Genomic DNA, 19,717 nt, shown 5'->3' on the forward strand with positions numbered 1-19,717 from the left:
CCCCGCTTACAGCCAGCCGTTGGTCTCGGCGGTGCGGGCCGCCTCGGTGCGGTTACGGGCGTGGGTCTTGGCGATCGCCGAGGACAGGTAGTTGCGCACCGTGCCCTCGCCCAGGCGCAGCCGCGTGGCGATCTCTCGGGCGTCCGCGCCCGTGGCCGCAGCCTGCAGAACCTCCTTCTCCCGCTCGGTCAGCGGATTGGGCCCGAGCAGGACCGACTCCTGGGCGAGCTCGGGGTCGATGACCCGCAGGCCCGCATGGACCTTGCGGATCGCCTCAGCCAGGGCCTCAGGCGGGGTGTCCTTGACGATGAAGCCCGCGGCTCCCGCCTCCATGCCCCGTGAGAGGTAGCCCGGGCGACCGAAGGTCGTCACAATGAGACACCGGCACGATGCCCCGGAGGCGACGACGTCCGCAGTGGCCGCCAGCCCGTCGCGCCCCGGCATGTCGATGTCCACCAGGGCCACGTCCACGGCGTGCTCACGCACTGCGGGGAGGACCTCGTCGCCCCTCCCCACCTGGGCCACCACCTCCAGATCGCTCTCCAGCCCCAGAAGCGTCGCCAGCGCTCCACGCACGAGGGCCTGGTCATCGGCGATGAGCACGCGGATCGGGCTCACGGCAGCCTCACCTCCAGTCTGGTTCCGCCGGACGGCACGTCAACGGAGTCTGTCTCGACGGCGCCGGACGAGTCGGTGCAACGGGTGAGAGGACTGGTCATGGTGAGACAACCGCCCTCCTGCTCAATACGGGAGCGCAGGCCCTCCAACCCGTTACCGGGTTTGTCACCGGCCAGGCCGACACCGTCGTCGCTCACCCGCAGCAGCCCCGGCTCCAGATGCACTGCCACAGTGACCGCTTGCGCGTGCCGAACGACATTGGTCGTCGCCTCGCGAAGAGCCCAGGCCAGTACGGTTCGCTGACGCTCAGGAATGTCCTGGGCGCTGCCGGTCACATCCACGCTGATCTGGGCGGCGCTCAGGGCGGTACGCGTGGCCTCCACCTGGCTGGCCAGGTCCGGGGACCGCAGGCGCGTTACCGTGGAGCGCACGTCGGCAAGGGCCCCGCGGGCCAGGGTGATGACCTCGTCGAGCTCCCGGGAGGCGGCGGCCGGGTCACGCTCGATGAGCCGGCGGGCGACCTCGGCCTTGAGGGTGAGGACCGTCAAGGAGTGCCCCAGGATGTCGTGGACATCGCGCCCGAGGGCCTCGCGCTGGGAGACGAGGGCGAGCTCGCGCTCGGCGGATGTTCTGCGCTCCTGGAGCTCCACCGCGATGCGGGCGATGATGATGGGAACCTCGGTGAGCGATATGCCCAGTACCTGCCAGTGCGACTCCGGATGCGTGTTCCATAACAGCGAGGCGGCAGCCAGAAGACCCGTCGCTATGACAACGGTGGGGATGCCCCGGCGCAGCGTCGTGGAGAACAGGAGCAACGAGCAGAAGAAGGGGAAAAAGCAGACCGTCCACCATCCCAGCGCCGGCAGCGTCAGTACGGTGAAGAAGGCCTGAACCGCGAGCTCTCTCAGGAGGATGCGAGTCGGGAGGCCAGTAGGAGGGACTCCGACCCTCGGTGCACGGTTGTCCGGCGTTGAGAACGCCCAGACGTAGCCGGCGATGAACCCCAGTACCCCGGTCAGCCCCAGCAGACGCTGCCACCAGGCGAAGGAACCGAGGAGAAGCTGGATGATGGGAAGGATCAGGAAGAACACCCACACCGTGGCGTCCCAGACAATGTGACGGCGATGAAGGCGCCAGGGGTGGGAACGGGACCGCCCTGACCCAGACGATGATGCCGTCAGGTCGACTGAGTCATGCAGGGGCCGTGGCATGGTCATCGCCGGCCTCACCGGCGCCTGGTCACCCGGCGTCGGGCCCCGATCACGAGCAGCCCGAAAATGAGTGTCCACGCCACCAGGTTAGCCAATGGCATCCACAGCGGGTCCTGAACGCCCGCCTGCCGATCCGGTACGTAGGTCCACCCCTCGCCCAGCGGCCACCGGGCCAGCGCCGTCGACCCATACATCGGGGTGAAGCGACTGATCGCCAGCAGCGTGCGGTTCAGTGGCATGAAGGCGTTGCCGATGAAGGCGAACAAGGAGACCAAGGAGGTCGCGATACCGATCGATGCCGAGGACGGCAGCCACATCCCGGCAGCCAGCCCCCACAGGACGAAGGGCAGGACCCCGATCAGGCAGATGAGGGGACTGGTGGCCCAGACCCAGCCCTCCATCTGCGAGTCCGTCAGTGCCCCAGCGGTGAGCACGACGACGACGGGAAGAACCGCGGTTCCCACCGCGGTGCCGGTCTTGACCACCAGGTAGCCGCGCAGGCCCCGGGAGGTGACCGCCATCTGCCGGCCCCAGCCCGCCGACTGCTCGACGGCCGCCGCCGCCGAGGCGCTCGTGGCACCCAGACAGGCGCTGAAGGAGGCCATCGCAAGCATCACCGAGGCCGAGACATTGCCGTGAGCATGCGGGCCGTAGTCCCCGGCCGACGCGTTCAACCGGCCGAAGACGAGGTACATCGCCACAGGGAAGGCGACAACGAAGAAGAGGTTGGCGGGCTCACGCAGGCTCCGATAGAGGTCGAGCCACAGGTAGGTCAGGAGGGGGCGTGCGGGCCTGAGTCCTCCCGAACGGCGTGATTGGCTGCTGGAGCCACCAGCAGGGGAACTCGCGGGGGAGGCGGACAGATCGGAGGTTGCCTGGGGTGTCACGGTCATGATGTGGCCTCAATGCATGTGGTGATGGCGGTCAGGGTGAAGGGCGTGGGCTAAGGCAATGGCGGAGGTGCACCGTCAGAGCCGCCGGAGGTCAGAGCGGTGAAGACCTCGTTGAGGCTCGCGGCGCCGATCTCCAGGTGCTCGGCGGGGGTGGCACTCAGCAGCCAGCGGGCGAGGGCGTCGGAGTTAGTCGTGCGCAGCTCCACGTGCTCACCGTGGACGACCGCATGCAGGATGCTGCTGGCCACGGGACAGTCGGCCAGGTGCTGCCCCAGTGTTTCCTCGGAGACCCCGGGCCAGGTGGCGGTCACCAGGGCGCCATCGCCCAGGGCTCGGATCTCATCGACACTGCCGTCGGCGACCAGGCGGCCATGGGCGATGATGACGATGCGGTCGGCGAAGGAGGCCGCCTCCTCCAGGTAGTGGGTGGCGAACAGGATGGTACGGCCGCGGCGGGTCTGGGTGCGCATCGTCTCCCAGAAGGCGATTCGGGCACTGACATCCATTCCGGCGGTGGGCTCGTTCATGATAAGAAGGTCGGGGTCTGGCAGCAGGGCAAGGGCCAGGCGCAGGCGCTGGCGCTCGCCTCCCGAGCAGCGGCTCACTCTGCGGGTGAGGAGCCGGCCAAGACTCGCCTGGTCGACGACGTCGTCGAGCCTGGAGGCGTGCGAGACTCTGTTACCGTGCCGGGGGTGCATTGAGGCCGCGACCCGCAGGGTCTCCCCGACGGTGAAGTCGTCCAGCAGACCGCCGTCCTGGAAGATGACACCAACGCGACCAGCCTGGACCGCCTGGTTGGGGGAGGTCCCCAGAAGCTCGATCGTCCCGGCGTCGGGGCGGGTCAGTCCCAGGATCATGTCGAGGGTGGTGGACTTGCCCGCGCCGTTGGGGCCCAGGAAGGCGACGACCTCTCCGGGCCGGATGGTCAGGTCGAGGTTGTCGACGGCGACGAGGCCGCCGAATGTCTTGCGCAGGCCACGGGAGTCAATCGCGGGGGCTGGAGCCGTGCGCCCGACCTGAGGGCAGGATCCCGGGGAGTGAGTGACGGGGGCTGTGGTGGTTCGGGTCATGACCCCAGGCTCCCGCCGGCCCGTGGCTCCCGGTACTGAGCGCTGTCACCGCTGCCGTATGACACCTGTCATGTGTCATGCAGCAGCGGGCTGTGCGGAAAGCCATCGTGTCCTCAGGACTGCGATGCGTAGCCGACCAAGGTGGAGCCGTCGATCGCCACAATGAGGTTCTGGCGCCAGACGGGGATGACTGCGCCACGGGATGTGATGGGCAGGGGATCCATCGGCGTCTTCGACGTCGTGTCAATCATGAACACGGCACCGATCTCACTGCTGGCGGAGCGGCCGCGTATGGTGAGCGTGCGCTTGTCGGAGCTCAGTTTCCAGGAGTTCTGGAACTGTGCACGAGCCGGCGTATTCCACATGGCTACTTCGTCGGACAGCGTCAATGGGGTCCCGTTGAGGCTGCAGTGCGTGGCATCGGCGCAGGTGAGGTCGATATCGGCCCAGCTCGTGTCTCCCGACTCGTAAGCGGCCTTGAACTGGGACAGCGTGGGTTGCTGACCATCCTTGATGAGGAGGGACGCAGCGGAGCCCTTGAGAGTGAAGGACTCTGCGGGTGCCCCATTTTCAGAGAAGGTGGATGCAGTCGAGCTGTCTGGATCGATGGTGACCCAACCGTCCCTAGCGGAAAGCAGCTGGATGGGGCGCCCTTGATCATTCTTCTCCGGTGAGAGAGTCAGGAGAGAACCGTCCCTCGTCGAAAGAACTCCGATCCTGGAAGAGTCTTTGGGGGTGCTTTCAACGGACACTGCGATCGAGTCTGATGTCGGTGTCCCATCGGCGTGGTGCCAGAGTGGATAGACCGACGTGAACTCATAGGTCTGCTGCCAGCGCTGAGTCGGCTCTCCATCATTCCAGTCCCAGCCCGCGCAGGTGCTGCTCCCGTCCGAGTACGAGGAGCTGCATGAGACGGCTATGTTGTCATTGGCGACGAAGCTTGACGACTGGAAACCCGGTGGGAGTTCGGTCGTCTTTCCTGTTGTCGGGTCAAGAACCTCGTCGTCCAGTAGCAGGTGCCCTCCCCACCAGTGACGATATCCGGTGGTGAATGTGTATCCAAGTGACGTCGTCCAGATCTTCTTGGGTGTATTGCCTTCAATATTGAACCCCGTCAGGTCTGATGTGTCATTGTCGTTGTGGTGAATGACAACGACATAGTGCCCGCACGAATACGTGTCCCACGTAAAATCGTTCTCCCACGCCGGGAGGCCCGTGTCAAGCCTCCATGTCTCCTTCCATGAAGAGTCTTCCGTTTGATGTCCTTCCATCTCACAGGAGGCAGGCGGAGGCGGTGGAGGAGAGGCGCTCGGTGCAACGTGTGACGTGGAGTTCACGGCCACTCGTCCCACCATGACGAGGGCTGCCACGCAGGTGGCTCCAAGAAGGACCGCAAGCCACAGCCCTACTGCGTGGCGGGGCTTGCTGGCCTGTGTGTTCCCGGTCAGGGACTGTGGGGTGCGCCGGGGGTGCTCCGGTCCAGTCGTGGCGCTCTCGTGGTGGGCGGCTGGGGGCAGTCCGTCCGTTGAGGGGGCGCTGGGAGGACGGATCGACGTCGGAGTGCCCTGTCCGGAGCGTGGCGGTCGGATCGATGAGCTCTTGCCGGGCGGCTGGATGCTGCGATTGCCGAAGGGGAGAAGCCTCATGGGCGAAGCATGCCCCGGTGTCGTGGGCCGCGCTGGGTTTTGACCGGTGCGAACCATGCGGGTTGAGTCAATCGGCGTGGTGCCACATTGAAGCGGCGCGCGCAGGCTCGGAGTCGGCGTCGGCTGTGGGCGATCTCGCACCGAGTGGTGGGTCGGCGCCCCGGCTCGGGCTGGCGACCTCCTCGGAGGCTCTGGCAGAATGTCCGGCTGTACTCGGTCGGACGTCGGTCCCTCTCCCGGCCCCGGTCGCGTCTCGGCTCACGCCGGAAACCGTTGCTTGACCCCACCGGGGACCAGCGCGCGCCAAACCATCCAGAACCAGGAGTTCAACCAAGTGGCAGTCAAGATTCGCCTCAAGCGCATGGGCAAGAAGTTCGCCCCCTTCTACCGGGTCGTTGTCCTCGACTCCCGCAAGAAGCGCGATGGCCGTGTCATCGAGGAGATCGGCGTCTACGACCCGATGCAGGAGCCCTCGCTCATCCGCATCGACTCCGAGCGCGTCCAGTACTGGCTCGGTGTGGGTGCTCAGCCCTCCGACGCTGTTTACAAGCTGATCAAGATCACCGGCGACTATCACCAGTTCAAGGGCCTCAAGGGTGTCGAGAGCACCCTCAAGGTCAAGGACGCCGACGCCGCTGCGGTCGCCAAGGAGGCCGCGGTCAAGGCCGCCGCCGACGACGCTGAGAAGCGCAAGGCCGCCGCCGCCAAGGCCAAGGCCGACGAGGAGGCCGCTGCGGCGGCCGAGTCCGCCGAGTCCAAGGCCGAGGAGTCCGCCGAGGGCCGGGCCTCCGATGAGGCCGCCGCCGAGGAGGCCTGAGATGCTGGCCGACGCCCTCGAGCACCTCGTACGGGGCATCGTCGACAACCCTGACGACGTCACTGTCACCTCCCGGTCGCTGCGCCGCGGCGACCTGCTGGAGGTGCGGGTCAACCCCGAGGACCTCGGCCGAGTCATCGGCCGCTCGGGCCGTACTGCTCGAGCACTGCGCACAGTGGTCGGAGCGCTGGCGGACTCGCCGGTGCGCGTCGACGTCGTCGACACCGACCGCCGCTGAACGCAGGGCCTTCAGGTCGGTGCTGTAGGCCGCCTCGGCCTCGGTCGGTCCGATCAATCACCACGAGTGCCCGGTCCCCGCCAGGGGGCCGGGCACCGTCGTCCTGCCGGGCCTGCGCGCCCCTGTGTCGCCTGCGCGACGACCACGGCCGCCAGAGGGATGGTCCGCATCGAGTTGGTCAACCTCACGCCGTCGGTGCGCCACCTCATCCCCGCGGCCGATGGGAACGCAGGCCACGGCGCGGTAGGTTGGCGTCAGACATCCAGACCTTCCGGACAAACCGTTCCATGCCCCGATCCCAGGAGAACAGGTGCTGCTCACCCTTGCTGTCATCGGTCCCGCCCACGCCCTCAAGGGCGAGGTGCGTCTCGAGATCCGTACCGATGACCCCGAGGGGCGTCTCGCACCCGGAACCACCGTCCCCACGGAGCCGGCCCACGCGGGCCCGCTGACGGTCAGTCGTCTGCGTTTCGACGGCTCGCGCTGGTTCGCCGCCTTCGAACAGGCGCGCGACCGCACGGCCGCCGAGGCGCTGCGGGGTGTCAGGCTCCTGGTCGAGACCGACGACGACGCCCCTGGCGGTGAGGGCTCTGAGGACTTAGAGGAGGCCTGGTACCGCCACGAGCTCGTCGGCCTGCGGGCTCTGAGCGTCTCCGGTGAGGAGCTGGGGGAGGTCACCGACGTAGAGCCCGGTGTCGCCCAGGACCGGCTCGTGGTCACCACCCCTGAGGGGGACGAGGTGGCCGTGCCCTTCGTCGAGGCGCTCGTACCGGACATCGACCCTGAGGCCGGCACGGTGACGCTGGCCCCGCCCGGTGGCCTGTTCCCCGGACGCGGCCAGGCGGAGGAGGCCAGGTGAGGATCGACGTCGTCACCATCTTCCCCGACTACCTCAAGGTCCTCGACCTCTCGCTCATCGGGAAGGCGGCCGACCGCGGCCCCCTCGACCTGCACGTCCACGATCTGCGCGACCACGCCCACGACCGGCACCGCACGGTGGACGACACGCCCCTGGGCGGTGGGGCCGGCATGGTCATGAAACCCGACGTGTGGGGCGAGGCCCTCGATGAGGTGCTCACCGCGCAGGCCCCCGGTACGCCCCGTCAGGTTGTCATCATCCCCACCCCCTCGGGTGAGGTCTTCACCCAGCGCACCGCCGAGGACCTGGCCGGCGCCGACCGCCTGATCTTCGCCTGTGGTCGCTACGAGGGCATCGACGCGCGCGTGGCCGAGCACTACGCCTCCCGCGGTATCGAGGTGCGCGAGCTGAGTATCGGCGACTACGTGCTCAACGGCGGCGAGGTCGCCGCCGTCGTCATGATCGAGGCCATCGCCCGGCTCCTGCCCGGGGTCCTGGGCAACCCCGAGTCGCTGGTCGAGGAGTCCCACGGAGCCGCCGGCCTGCTGGACTACCCCGTCCACACCCGCCCCACCCGGTGGCGCGGACTCCAGGTCGACCCCGTCCTGCTCTCCGGTGACCACGGCCGTATCGCCCGAGCCAGACGGGACCAGGCTCTCACCCGCACCGTCGAGCGCCGACCCGACATGATCCGGGCCCTGGACCCCGCCGGCCTGGATCGTGAGGACCGTGCGCTCCTGGCTCGCCTGGGCTGGGCGGTCCCGGCCGGGGCGGAGCATCCGGTTCCGGTGCGTCTTCGCAACGCCTCCGCCGACGACGCCCACGCCCTGGCCGCTCTCGCCGCCCGCACCTTCCCCGATGCGTGCGGGAACGTCATCGCCCCCGAGTTCCTCGAGCAGCACATCGCCACCACGCTTGTTCCCGAGCTGTTCGCCACCTGGGCCGGAGACGACCGCGTCGACCTCGTCGTCGCCGAGCTGCTCGAACCTCTTTTGGCAGGACCGGATTCCTCCCTCGGGGAGGAAGCTGGCGCGAGCACTGCTCCGGCTCTGGTCGGCTACGCCGCAGTACTGCGCGAGGAGGCCGACTCCGGCGGCGAGCGGCCCCACGGGATCGACCCCCGCCCCGCCTGCGTGCGGCCTGCCGGGGGAGAGGTCGTCGGTGAGCTGTCCAAGGTGTACGTCGACGCCACCATGAGAGGATCCGGACTGACCCCCGCGCTTATGGACGCCGTGATACGCCAGGCCGCCGCCCACGGAACGGACCTGCTCTGGCTCGGCACCCACGTCACCAACAAGCGTGCCCAGAAGGCCTACAAACGGGCCGGCTTCCGCCAGGTCGGTACCCGCACCTACAACGTCGGTGGCCAGGACGCCCACGACGTCGTCATGACCCGGCGGACAGGAGAAGGCCTATGAGCAGCGGACCCGACCAGAACCTTCAGGACAGGACCGATGGGGACACGGATGAGGCAGTGACCCCGGGGAAGAGTCTGCGGGCCGGCAGTGACCACCGGAACAGCCACCGGCACAAGGGCGGTGCCCACAAGGACAAGGCCGGGGCCAGCGAGGCCGCTGAGCCGGCCCCGATGGGGGAGCGGATCATCTTCCGCCTCAAGCAGTGGGGCATCACCCTGTCCTACCTGGTCGTCGCCGTGGTGATCATCGCCCTCATCCGCACCTTCGTCATCCAGAGCTTCACCATCCCGTCGGGGTCAATGGAGAACACCCTCAACGAGGGTGACCGCGTCACCGTGACGATGTACGACTCCGACAAGGTCAGCCGGGGCGACGTCGTCGTCTTCACCGACCCGGACCACTGGCTGACGACCCAGGAGCCCACCGGCCTGCAAGGCGCAGCGCAGGACTTCCTCGTCGCGATCCGCATCTTCCCCCAGAACGCTGGCCACCACCTCATCAAGCGGGTCATCGGAATGCCCGGTGATCATGTCGTCGCCGACGGGAAGGGCTCCTTGACCGTCAACGGCGTCGAGCTCCATGAGAACTACCTCAAGCCCGGCCGGTCGGCCTCCGAGGTCGCCTTCGACGTCACCGTTCCCGAGGGCTACATCTGGGTCATGGGCGACAACCGTTCCAACTCCTCGGACTCCCGCTACCACCAGAACGACGTCCACCGCGGCTTCGTGCCCCTGGGCAACGTCGTCGGCGTCGCCAAGAACGTCGTGTGGCCCTACTCCCACTGGTCCAGCCTCACCTCCGGACACGCAGTCTTCTCTCAGGTCCCCGAGCCGACGTCCATCCCGACGGCGCTGCCCAGCGGAGCGGCCGCGCCCGCCCCGGCGAGCACGCTGGCGGGCTCCGGGGACTGAACGCCCCGGATACGTGCTGGGGCGTGAGAAAGGCGTGAACTCAGGCACGTCGAGGCTGACGCACTCGTCCGCGGACTGAGCTTGTGGCAAACTGAGCGGGCACTTGGGTCCTGCGGTTCCTCTGCCACTGGGGAGGCGACCGCTTCGAAGGAGCTCAGGGGCGTCCACCTCCGGCGCTGCCCCGTACGGCGCGGCGCCGCCGAACCAGCACTCCTGACCAGTGGCACGGGTGTGGAGAGAAACATGAACCTGATCGACGAGATCAACGCCGCATCACTGCGCGACGACATCCCCTCCTTCCGTCCGGGTGACACCCTCAAGGTCCACGTCAAGGTCGTTGAGGGATCGCGTACCCGCGTCCAGGTCTTCCAGGGCGTCGTCATCGCGCGCCAGGGCGGCGGCGTCTCGGAGACCTTCACCATCCGCAAGGTCTCCTTCGGTGTCGGTGTCGAGCGCACCTTCCCCGTCCACACGCCCTCCATCGAGAAGATCGAGGTCGTCACCCGGGGCCAGGTGCGCCGTGCCAAGCTCTACTACCTGCGCAACCTGCGCGGTAAGGCCGCCAAGATCAAGGAGCGTCGCGAGGACTGAGCGCCCGCATTCTCCAGGCGGCGCCCGGAGCCCACGGGTTCCGGGCGCTCGCCATCTCCCACCGCCGTGCAGCGGTGGACCCATGTCCATCAATTCCGGGGAAGGAGCACGGTGAGACCGGTGCAGGATGGTGCCGACGACGTCGGCCTGGACCTGAAGCAGGCCGATCCCTCCCAGATCGGTCGAGCCTCCAGGTCCGCGATCACACCGGCCTGCAGCTCTCCGTCCGCGGACTCCCCGCAGGAAGCCCGCACGGCTTCTGAGAACGCCGGAGAGGCTCCAAAGCCGGCCCCGGTTGACGACAGCGACGAGTGGGACTACGACCCGTTCATCGACCCCGACGCCGAGCCCGAGCCCGATGACGAGTTCACCGAGCTGCCACCCTCCATCCAACCCCGCCGGCAGGTGGCCCCCGCCATCCCCCCGCCGCAGACCAGCCCCTTGTACCAGCGGGTGATCAGGCTGGTGCTCGTCGTGGCAGTCGTCATCCTGGTACCGGCTCTCCTACGGGCCTACGTCGTCCAGATCTACGAGATCCCCTCGGGCTCCATGGAACGCACCCTGCGTGACGGGGACAAGGTCGCCGTGCCCATGTACGGCTCCGACGACGTCGAACGGGGCGACGTCATCGTCTTCACCGATCCTGACGACTGGCTTCACGTCAAGGAGCCGACAGGGCTGCGCGGTGCCACCCAGAGGCTCATGATCGCAGTGAACCTTCTGCCGGAGAACACCGGCCATCACCTCGTCAAACGGGTCATCGGTGTCGGCGGCGACCATGTGGTCGCCGACGGGAAGGGATCCTTGACCGTCAACGGCGTCGCAATCAAGGAGCCCTACGTCAAGGACGGTCAGTCCCCGTCCCTGACCTCCTTCGATGTCGCCGTCCCCCAGGGCTACGTGTGGGTCATGGGGGACAACCGCAGCAACTCGGCCGACTCCCGCTACCACCGCGACGACGCCCACGGCGGCTTCGTGCCGCTCAAGAACGTGGTCGGGGTAGCCAGGGTGGTCTTCCAATGGACGCATCTGAGCCGGTGGGGGCTCCTGGGAGGAGGGGAGCGCGCCTTCTCAGACGTCCCTGCGCGGGAGGCGACGTCGCCCGCACCGCCCTCACCTCCGGCTGCTCCCACGGGTGACGGGGAGACGGCTTCTGGGGAGGAGGCGCCCTCGCAGGCCGCCGAGGACAGCAGCTCCGAGGACGCTGGCGCTGCCGGCGAGAGCCCCAGCGGCGATGACGGGCCGCAGGCCGAGCCCGGTGGGCCGGCTGACGTCCCAGATTCCTCCGGAAAATCCTCCGACCAGGAGCAGGCTCCGGGGAGAACGAGGTGAGTCCTCAGGGACGCACACGCCCCGACCGGGCCCTGGAGAAGACTCTGCTGGAAACCCACGGCTACGTCGGCGGTCTGGACGAGGTCGGTCGCGGGGCCCTGGCCGGACCGGTCAGCGTCGGGCTGGCGATCGTGGCGCGGTGCACCGATGACGACTTCCCCGAGGGGCTCGCCGACTCCAAGCAGCTGACGGCCCGGGCCCGAACAAGCCTGGTGGATCCCGTGCGTGACTGGCTCGTAGACCACGCCGTCGCCCACGCCTCACCGGCAGAGATCGATGAGCACGGCATCGTCGCAGCACTGAGAATGGCGGGTCTGCGGGCCCTGCAGCAGGTCGCTGAGCGCGGCCACGCCCCCGACGTCATCATCCTCGACGGCGTGGCCGACTGGCTCACCCCCACCCAGCCCGACCTGCTCACCGCCCTGGAAGGCGGACACCTTCCCGAGACTGCTCCTGAGGCTGCCGGGCTTGCTCCCACCCCTCCGGTGCGCATGGAGGTCAAGGCCGACGCCCGGTGCGCCGTCGTCGCTGCCGCCAGCGTCCTGGCCAAGGTCGAACGCGACTGCCTCATGGCCGATCTTGACGACCCCGGCTACGGGTGGGCCTCCAACAAGGGCTACGCCTCGCCGGCCCACATCCAGGGACTCACCGCCCTGGGGGCCAGCGACCAGCACCGACGCAGCTGGCACCTGCCCGGCCTGGAGCAGCGCCACAGCTGAGGCGCCGCCTGATGCGGCTACCCGACCCGGGGCGACTCATGGGCGGGCCGACTCGCCCCCGTGGCCTGCCGCCTCCAGCGGCTGCGGGCAGGCATGATGGCCCGGTGAGCGCAGAAGACCTCGAGTCCTATGAGAACGAGCTGGAGCTCTCGCTGTACCGGGAGTACCGCGACGTCGCCTCCCTGTTCTCCTACGTGGTGGAGACCGAACGGCGGTTCTACCTGGCCAACGCCGTTGACGTCCAGGTACGCACCAGCGGCGGGGAGGTCTTCTTCGAGCTCACTCTCGAGGACGCCTGGGTGTGGGACATCTACCGAGCCTCCCGGTTCGTCAAGTCCGTCCACGTCGTCACCTTCAAGGACGTCAACGTCGAGGAGCTCACCAAGCTCGAGATGGACATCCCCTCCTCCTGACAGCCTTTCCGATACTGCGCCGCCTCTGACGGCTCCGTTCCGCTGGCCGCCCCCGCTCGCCGGGGGCCACAGGTCGTTTTCTGACACCGCCGTCCACAGGGCTGACGGGGCCGTGGCGCGCACCGGCTGAACCGGCCTCACGCTAGTTGCGGAGGTGATCGGGATGACCGACCAGGTCGCAGCAGCCACAAGGGGACGAACGGTGATCGCAGCCAGATGCGGCGATCACGGGCTCACACCTCCCGCCCGGGGCCCGGGCGGCGAAGGAGACGCTCGCGCAGGGGCCTCCCGCCAGAGCACCGGGCGGTGCGGAGAGGACCTCGCCGCCACCTACCTGGAGGACATCGGCTGGAAGATCCTGGAGCGCAACTGGCGCCCGGACCACGGCCTGCGCGGAGAGCTCGACATCATCGCCCTGGAGCCGGCTGCGGCGCACCACGAGCCGGGCAGCGCATCCGTCGCCGACCCGGCAGAGGCGTGGGCAAGGCCGAGGCTGGTCATCGTTGAGGTCAAGACCCGCAGCTCCCTGCGCCAGGGGCCACCGGCGGCCGCCGTCGACGCCCGCAAAGTCGCCCGACTGCGTGCCCTGGCGGCCGCCTGGGCGAGCACCCATGAGACCACGTCGCACGCCGGCATGCGCCTGGACGTCGTCTCCATCCTCCTGCGCGACGCGCGTCCTGCGCTGCTGCGCCACCACCGGGCGGTGGATGCGTCATGGGGCTAGCTCGCACGCTTGCTGTCACGCTGACCGGGTTGGCCGGGCACATCGTCGACGTCGAGGCCCACGCCGCCCAGGGCCTGCCCGGATTCACCCTCGTGGGCCTACCCGATGCCGCCGTGCGCGAGTCGCGCGAGCGCGTCCGGGCCGCGTTGAGCACCTGCGGAGTCACCTGGGGCGAGCAGCGCCTGACCGTCAACCTCTCCCCGGCGGACCTGCGCAAGACCGGGACCGGGCTGGACCTGGCGCTCGCCCTGGCCGTCCTGGGAGCACGCGGGCGGCTCGGACGGAGCGCGGCCGGGCTCCTGGGACGAACCGTCTACATCGGCGAGCTCGGCCTGGACGGCTCCGTGCACTCCGTGCGTGGCGTTCTGCCCAGTGTCCAGGCCGCGGTGGCCGCTGGGGTCGAGGAGATCGTCGTCGCCCAGGAGGCCGCCGCCGAGGCTGAGCTCGTCCCCGGCGCCCGGGTCACCGCCGTCAGGCACGTCGGCCAGCTCGTCGAGCGCTACGGAGGGCGCCTGAGTGCGGCGGTGGCCGCCGCGCTGGAGCAGATCACCGAGGCCGCCGCAGACGAGGCCCCCACGACCCCGCCCCACGACGCCGAGCCACCGGACCTGGCTGACGTCGTCGGACAGGGCGAGGCCCGCCAGGCCCTCGAGGTCGCTGCCGCCGGGGGCCATCACCTCATCATGGTGGGGCCCCCGGGGACGGGCAAGACCATGCTGGCCGAGAGGCTCCCCTCCATCCTGCCGCCCCTGGAGCAGGCCGATGCCGTCACCGTCACCTCCCTGCACTCCGTGGCCGGCATCTTCGACCCCGCCCGCGGACTCATCACCCGGCCGCCATTGCGCGCACCGCACCACACGGCGACCCGGGCCGCCGTCGTCGGAGGCGGTTCCGGCCTGCCCCGGCCCGGGGACGTCTCCCTGGCTCACCGCGGGGTGCTCTTCCTCGACGAGGCCCCCGAGTTCAGTGCGGGAGTCCTGGACTGCCTGCGCCAGCCGCTGGAGTCGGGAGTGGTCACCATCGACCGCGTGGGCGGGCGTGCCAGCTATCCGGCCGCCTTCCAGCTCGTCCTGGCCGCCAACCCCTGCCCCTGCGGCAAGGCCGGCGGCCGCGGCCTGGAGTGCACCTGCACCTCCTTGCAGCGGCGACGCTACTTCTCACGACTGTCCGGTCCACTGCTGGACCGGGTCGACATCCAGGTCGAGGTCGGCGCCGTCAGTGCAGCCGATCTCGCTTCTTCCGGCCATGGAGAGTCCAGCGCCGTGGTGGCCCGGCGCGTCCTGCGCGCCCGCCGGGCCGCGGAGCGCAGACTGGCCGGCACCCCGTGGCGCCTCAACGCCGAGGTACCCGGCTCCTACCTCAGAGGCCCCGACGGTGGACTCAGCGCTCCGCTCAGCCGCCGGCTCATGACCGCCCTCGAACGCGGCGACCTCTCCCTACGCGGGGTGGACCGGGTCCTCAGACTGGCCTGGACCCTCGCCGACCTCGAGGGGGCCGACACCCTCGCCCTTACCCACATCGGGACCGCCCTGGCCCTGAGAACCTCAGGAGTGCGCCCATGACACTTCCCTACGACGTCGATGATCCCGCGCTGGCACGCGCGACCTGGTCCCGCCTGGCCGAGCCCAACAGTGCCACCGCAGCCATGGTGGTGGGCCGGCTCGGGCCGAGTCCCGCCCTGAGGTGGCTGCTGGAGGAGGCCATCGACCCCTCTGGGCAGGTGCGCAGCTCGCCCCGCCCGCCGGTGCCACAGCCGCCTCCGGGAATGCCCAGCGACGGTGATATCAGCGCCTGCTGGGCTCAGGCCGCCGCCCGGTGGGCGCCGCGCCTGGAGGGACTCGACATCCGCCGCGAGCTCGATGTGCTCGACCGCCTGGGTGGGAGCCTCATCCTTCCGGGGGAGCCCTGGTGGCCGCCGGGACTCGACCAGCTCGAGCACCCGCCCTTCTGCCTGTGGGTGCGCGGAGACCCCTCGCTACTGGTTGGCGCCGCGGACCTGAGGGACAAGGACCTCGACGGCGGCATACCCGGGGCCATGGGCGACGACGACGCTCAGAGCGTCGCAGGCGCCGGTCAGCCGGTACGCGAGCAGCGGATGCCAGTGGGGCCCGCCAGCGGACTGTGCCTGGCACTGGTGGGGGCCCGGGCCTCCACCCGCTACGGTGAGCGCGTCGCCACCTCCCTGGCCTCGGGGGTGACGGCCCAGGGCGGCCTCATCGTCTCCGGGGGAGCCTTCGGCATCGATGCCTGCGCGCACCGCGGAGCACTGCAGGAGGGACCAACGGTGTCGGTCTCCGCCGGGGGAGTGGACCGCCTCTACCCGGTGGGAAACACCGGGGTTCTGGAGGCAGTCATCGCCTCCGGGGCGCTGGTGGCGGAGGTGCCACCGGGCTGTCAACCGGGCCGTCACCGGTTCGTCTCACGCAACCGCGTCATCGCGGCGATCTCGCAGGCGACGATCGTGGTGGAGGCGGCCTGGAGATCGGGAGCCTTGTCCACTGCTCACCGCGCCCTGGAGCTGGGCAGGCAGCTGGGCGCAGTTCCCGGCCCCGTGACCTCCATGTCCTCGGTCGGATGCCACCGGCTCCTGCGCAAGGGGGCAGTCTGCATCACCGACACCGACGACGCCCTGGAGCTGCTGACGCCCCTGGGCACCGTCGACGCGGACGCCGCCAAGGAGCAGGACCCCGAGCTGAGTGGCGGTGGGCTTCTCGACGGCCTGGACCCGGCCGCCTCCCTCGTCCTGGACGCCATGCCTGCCCGGGCCGCGGCGAGCACCGAGTCCATCGTCCGATCCTCGGGGCTGTCCCCGAAGGAGACCACGTCGGCACTGGGGATCCTGGAGCTCTCAGGGAAGGTGGAGCGCACCGCCACCGGTTGGAGGCGGCGCTGCTCGAAGCGCTCACGTGATCAGGCCGGGGGAGCCTCGCTCGGTTGAGACGGGGAGGGGTGCGCGTGTCCTTACCTCTGAGGCATGTATGCCGGGTGCCGTAGTCTTCAGGTGCCCGTGTCGTCCGGTCCTGCAAGCAGGCCTTCGAATGGACCGATAAGAACCTGACGGATCAAGCCGATCACCGCCGTTGTTCGTCATCGCTGTCGTGAGAGGAGGTGCCCCATGTCGAGGACGCGCGCCGATCTGCTTGCCTCTTACCGCAGCTACCTGGCCCTGCAGCGAGACCTGTCCGGACACACCGTGCGCGCCTATCTCGTCGACATCAACGACCTGCTGAGCTTCCTCGGTGTCGGTGAGGGGGACACTGAGCCCATTGACGCCGCCCTGGCCACCCTTGACCTGGCGGATCTGCGGGACTGGCTCGCCGCGATGGCCGCGAGCGGCCACTCGCGCGCCACCCTGGCCCGCCGCTCGGCCTCGGTGAGGACCTTCTCCTCCTGGGCATTCGAGACGGGGCTGCTCGCCTCCGACGTCGCCGCGCGCCTGCGTGCGCCGCGCGTCGACAACCGCCTGCCCGGGGTACTGACGACCCAGCAGGCCTCACAGCTGCTCAAGACCGCCGCGGACCTCGCCTCGGACGGGGACGTCCTGGCCGTGCGGGACCTGGCCATCATCGAGACGCTCTACGCGACCGGCGTGCGGGTCTCCGAGCTCGTCGGCCTGGATGTCGCCGACCTCGACCACTCCCAACGGACCCTGCGAGTCCTGGGGAAGGGTCGGAAGGAACGGACCGTCCCCTACGGGGTGCCCGCCGCCAGGGCGCTGGAGGCATGGCTGCGTCGGCGCGGTGAGATCTGCGCCGTCGACGCGGGAGTCGCTCTCTTCCTCGGGGCGCGGGGGCGGCGTATCGATCCCCGGGTGGTGCGCGACGTCGTCCACCGCCTGTGCACGGCCGCCCGGGTCCCCGACCTGGGCCCGCACGGACTGCGGCACAGCACTGCCACCCACGTCCTGGGCGGGGGAGCGGACCTGCGCAGCGTCCAAGAGCTCCTCGGGCACTCCTCCCTGGCCACGACCCAGCGCTACACCCACGTCTCGGCTGAGCGTCTGCGCAGCGTCTACGAGCAGGCCTTCCCTCGCGCCTGAGCGCAGCCCGTGCGGGGACCGTGTTCTTCAGTGAAGGGGCTTGAGGCGGATGACGGCCGGCTGCAGCAGGCGCAACGGGTTGATGTAGGTCTTGGGGCCGGTGCGCGCCCCCCAGTGCAGGGCGCAGACCCCGTCCGAACGGTGCCCCGGCAGCAGGGTGCCGACGACCTGGCCCGCAGCCACCGCGTCACCCGCGCTGACGGCTGGTTCGACCGGCTCATAGGTGGTGCGGATCCCGTTGGCGTGGTCGATGGACACCACGGGACGCCCGGCCACCATGCCGGCGAAGGCGACCGTCCCCGCGGCGGCGCTGCGGATCTGCGTGCCCTCTGCGGCCGCGAGATCCACTCCCCGGTGCCCGCGTCCCCATACGACGGCGGGCGGGTCGAAGCCCTCCACCACGGTGGCTGGCGCGCCGGTCGGCCACTGGAAGCGGCCCCGCGGGCGCCGGGGGTCCGCAGGCCGGTCCGTTAGCGCCTGGCCGCCCGTCCCCGTCTCGTTGACGAGCCGGGAGGGCGGGCTCAGGCTCGTCACGAGAGAGGCCGACGAGGTCAGCCAGTGGGCGGCTTCGGCCGGCTCGGGCGCGCTGCCCGTCCGCTCGGGAAGCAACGGGTCCTGGACCCACGGAGCCGGAACCGTGGTCACGGCGGTGCTGGTGGCCGGACTGGTGCCTGTGCTCATACCCCGAGCCGGTGGTGTACCGGGCAGTGCGGCCAGTGAGCCGCAGGCGACCAGCGCCGTTGCCAGCACGGCGAGACGGCGGGGCGGGATGTGGGAAGGAGAGGACGGTGTGTGAGGATCTCGGCGGCGTGGGCTTCGTCGGAGTTGCTGTGGGTGCATGCCCTCAGAGTGCGCGCCGAGCGGCCTTCAGCGCCGGGGGCGTCGTCGGCCCTGTGGAAAGCCCCTCGAGGAAGCGGCCTGTGGTGACCGGGACGACTCTGAATACCGCTGATTCGCCCTCGGCCGCTGGTCCAGTCCTGTGGTAGCCTCACCTCCGCAGCATTCTGCGGATCGCTCCGGCGTCAGCGGGAGACGGGCCCCGAATGCTGACTTCGCGTGCCTGCACCCGAGCATCTCGGGACGTCCCTCCGGGCGACACGGTCGCGGTCCCGGTCATCACGGTTCGCCACGGTGAACGGGTGGCCGTGCGTCGTAGGCACCAGGCCCCATCCGCGCCGGCTCCCAGCCGGTCACCGGCTCCGGTGCGCGTTCGCAAGCGTGCGGAACCACGGGGAAGAACCCAGAAGAAGAACCCCGGGACGTCTCCGAGCGCAGCTCGACCGTCCCCCGAATGATCGTGCGTCGAGCAACCTCTCGGCTCACACGGAAGGACCGTCATGGCCGTCGTTACCATGCGCCAGCTCCTTGACAGCGGTGTCCACTTCGGGCACCAGACTCGTCGCTGGAACCCCAAGATGAAGCGCTTCATCCTCACCGAGCGCAACGGCATCTACATCATCGACCTCCAGCAGTCCATTGAGGGCATCAACACCGCCTACGACTTCGTCAGGGAGATCGTCGCTCGCGGCGGCAACATCCTGTTCGTCGGAACCAAGAAGCAGGCCCAGGCCGCCGTGGCCGAGCAGGCCCAGCGCGTCGGCATGCCCTACGTCAACCAGCGCTGGCTGGGTGGCATGCTCACCAACTTCTCCACCGTGCGCGCCCGCCTGGACCGCATGAAGGAGCTCGAGCAGATCGACTTCGACGACGTGGCCGGCTCCGGCCACACCAAGAAGGAGCTGCTCATGATGCGCCGCGAGAAGGACAAGCTCCAGCGCACCCTGGGCGGTATCCGCGACATGAGCAAGCTCCCCGCGGCCGTGTGGGTCGTGGACACCAAGAAGGAGCACCTGGCCATCTCCGAGGCCCAGAAGCTCGGGATCCCGGTCATCGCCATCCTGGACACCAACTGCGACCCGGACGAGGCCACCTACGGCATCCCCGGCAACGACGACGCCATCCGCGCCGTCACCCTGCTCACCCGTGTCGTCGCCGACGCCACCGCCGAGGGCCTGCTGGCCCGCTCCGGCGGTCGCGCCCGCACCGGTGAGGAGGTCGAGGTCGCCCCCGCCGACGCCGAGCCGCTGCCCGAGTGGGAGGCCCAGCTCCTCGCCGGAGCCGAGGCCGACGCCCCGGCCGCTGAGGCTGCTGAGACCGCCGAGGCCCCCGCCGCCGAGCAGGCCTGAGCCCGCCCCCAGCTCCTCGCTCACAGCGCGGC

Annotated in this window: 20 protein-coding genes; 14 read left to right on the top strand and 6 right to left on the bottom strand. The window is 69.5% G+C overall.

What is annotated here, in order from left to right; genetic code table 11:
- Window positions 1-6 precede the first annotated feature (6 nt).
- The 5 genes from BKH20_RS10870 to BKH20_RS14765 all read right to left on the bottom strand — a co-directional run bounded on the left by BKH20_RS10870 (window position 7) and on the right by BKH20_RS14765 (window position 5,063).
- On the bottom strand, window positions 7-618 hold the full coding sequence (locus BKH20_RS10870) for a response regulator transcription factor (RefSeq protein ID WP_070662004.1): 612 nt from the start codon (window positions 616-618) through the stop codon (window positions 7-9).
- The gene (locus tag BKH20_RS10875) at window positions 615-1,709 is read right to left on the bottom strand and encodes a sensor histidine kinase (RefSeq protein ID WP_075391080.1); all 1,095 of its coding nucleotides are present in this window, start codon (window positions 1,707-1,709) and stop codon (window positions 615-617) included. Before BKH20_RS10875 ends, BKH20_RS10870 begins: the two co-directional genes overlap by 4 nt.
- A gap of 134 nt (window positions 1,710-1,843) precedes the next feature.
- Window positions 1,844-2,722 (bottom strand): hypothetical protein, encoded by an 879-nt coding sequence (locus tag BKH20_RS10880; RefSeq protein ID WP_075391081.1) that lies wholly within the window; start codon window positions 2,720-2,722, stop codon window positions 1,844-1,846.
- A 50-nt stretch (window positions 2,723-2,772) separates the two neighbouring features.
- Window positions 2,773-3,792, bottom strand: coding sequence for an ABC transporter ATP-binding protein (locus tag BKH20_RS10885; RefSeq protein WP_075391082.1), 1,020 nt, complete (start codon window positions 3,790-3,792; stop codon window positions 2,773-2,775).
- 113 nt (window positions 3,793-3,905) lie between these two features.
- A complete protein-coding gene (locus BKH20_RS14765; RefSeq protein ID WP_256693152.1) occupies window positions 3,906-5,063 on the bottom strand; it encodes a hypothetical protein in 1,158 nt (385 codons plus the stop codon).
- 709 nt (window positions 5,064-5,772) lie between these two features.
- Here BKH20_RS14765 and rpsP point away from each other — a divergent pair.
- From rpsP to BKH20_RS10955, 13 genes are all read left to right on the top strand, one after another.
- On the top strand, window positions 5,773-6,255 hold the full coding sequence (gene rpsP, locus BKH20_RS10895) for a 30S ribosomal protein S16 (RefSeq protein ID WP_075391083.1): 483 nt from the start codon (window positions 5,773-5,775) through the stop codon (window positions 6,253-6,255).
- Between the two features lies 1 nt (window position 6,256).
- Window positions 6,257-6,493, top strand: a complete 237-nt coding sequence (locus BKH20_RS10900; protein WP_003786440.1) for an RNA-binding protein — start codon at window positions 6,257-6,259, stop codon at window positions 6,491-6,493.
- A 310-nt stretch (window positions 6,494-6,803) separates the two neighbouring features.
- Window positions 6,804-7,352 carry a ribosome maturation factor RimM gene (gene rimM / locus BKH20_RS10905; RefSeq protein WP_075391084.1) on the top strand — a complete coding sequence of 183 codons (549 nt, stop codon included), beginning with the start codon at window positions 6,804-6,806 and terminating at the stop codon, window positions 7,350-7,352.
- Window positions 7,349-8,770: a tRNA (guanosine(37)-N1)-methyltransferase TrmD gene (trmD, locus tag BKH20_RS10910; RefSeq protein WP_075391085.1), complete on the top strand. Its 1,422-nt coding sequence runs from the start codon at window positions 7,349-7,351 to the stop codon at window positions 8,768-8,770. Before rimM ends, trmD begins: the two co-directional genes overlap by 4 nt.
- Window positions 8,767-9,681, top strand: a complete 915-nt coding sequence (gene lepB / locus BKH20_RS10915; RefSeq protein WP_075391086.1) for a signal peptidase I — start codon at window positions 8,767-8,769, stop codon at window positions 9,679-9,681. The genes trmD and lepB (BKH20_RS10915) overlap by 4 nt, the downstream gene beginning before the upstream one ends.
- 243 nt (window positions 9,682-9,924) lie before the next feature.
- A complete protein-coding gene (gene rplS, locus BKH20_RS10920; protein WP_003786428.1) occupies window positions 9,925-10,272 on the top strand; it encodes a 50S ribosomal protein L19 in 348 nt (115 codons plus the stop codon).
- A 111-nt stretch (window positions 10,273-10,383) separates the two neighbouring features.
- Window positions 10,384-11,604 (top strand): signal peptidase I, encoded by a 1,221-nt coding sequence (lepB, locus tag BKH20_RS10925; RefSeq protein ID WP_075391087.1) that lies wholly within the window; start codon window positions 10,384-10,386, stop codon window positions 11,602-11,604.
- Complete coding sequence (locus BKH20_RS10930) at window positions 11,601-12,323, top strand: ribonuclease HII (protein WP_075391088.1); 723 nt, start codon at window positions 11,601-11,603, stop codon at window positions 12,321-12,323. Before lepB (BKH20_RS10925) ends, BKH20_RS10930 begins: the two co-directional genes overlap by 4 nt.
- A gap of 104 nt (window positions 12,324-12,427) precedes the next feature.
- Complete coding sequence (locus BKH20_RS10935) at window positions 12,428-12,736, top strand: DUF2469 domain-containing protein (protein WP_003781502.1); 309 nt, start codon at window positions 12,428-12,430, stop codon at window positions 12,734-12,736.
- A 163-nt stretch (window positions 12,737-12,899) separates the two neighbouring features.
- A complete protein-coding gene (locus BKH20_RS10940) occupies window positions 12,900-13,460 on the top strand; it encodes a YraN family protein (RefSeq protein WP_075391089.1) in 561 nt (186 codons plus the stop codon).
- The gene (locus tag BKH20_RS10945) at window positions 13,451-15,022 is read left to right on the top strand and encodes a YifB family Mg chelatase-like AAA ATPase (RefSeq protein WP_075391090.1); all 1,572 of its coding nucleotides are present in this window, start codon (window positions 13,451-13,453) and stop codon (window positions 15,020-15,022) included. The genes BKH20_RS10940 and BKH20_RS10945 overlap by 10 nt, the downstream gene beginning before the upstream one ends.
- The gene (locus BKH20_RS10950) at window positions 15,019-16,398 is read left to right on the top strand and encodes a DNA-processing protein DprA (RefSeq protein ID WP_075391091.1); all 1,380 of its coding nucleotides are present in this window, start codon (window positions 15,019-15,021) and stop codon (window positions 16,396-16,398) included. Before BKH20_RS10945 ends, BKH20_RS10950 begins: the two co-directional genes overlap by 4 nt.
- Before the next feature lie 177 nt (window positions 16,399-16,575).
- Window positions 16,576-17,499, top strand: coding sequence for a tyrosine recombinase XerC (locus BKH20_RS10955; RefSeq protein WP_075391092.1), 924 nt, complete (start codon window positions 16,576-16,578; stop codon window positions 17,497-17,499).
- 27 nt (window positions 17,500-17,526) lie between these two features.
- Here the strand turns inward: BKH20_RS10955 and BKH20_RS14770 are convergent, their stop codons facing one another.
- Window positions 17,527-18,180, bottom strand: coding sequence for a M23 family metallopeptidase (locus BKH20_RS14770; RefSeq protein WP_256693153.1), 654 nt, complete (start codon window positions 18,178-18,180; stop codon window positions 17,527-17,529).
- 656 nt (window positions 18,181-18,836) lie between these two features.
- Between BKH20_RS14770 and rpsB the strand changes: the two genes are divergently transcribed.
- A complete protein-coding gene (rpsB, locus tag BKH20_RS10965) occupies window positions 18,837-19,685 on the top strand; it encodes a 30S ribosomal protein S2 (RefSeq protein ID WP_075391093.1) in 849 nt (282 codons plus the stop codon).
- The last annotated feature ends 32 nt before the right edge of the window (window positions 19,686-19,717 follow it).

The organism is Actinomyces oris, assembly GCF_001937445.1.
GTDB lineage: Bacteria > Actinomycetota > Actinomycetes > Actinomycetales > Actinomycetaceae > Actinomyces > Actinomyces acetigenes.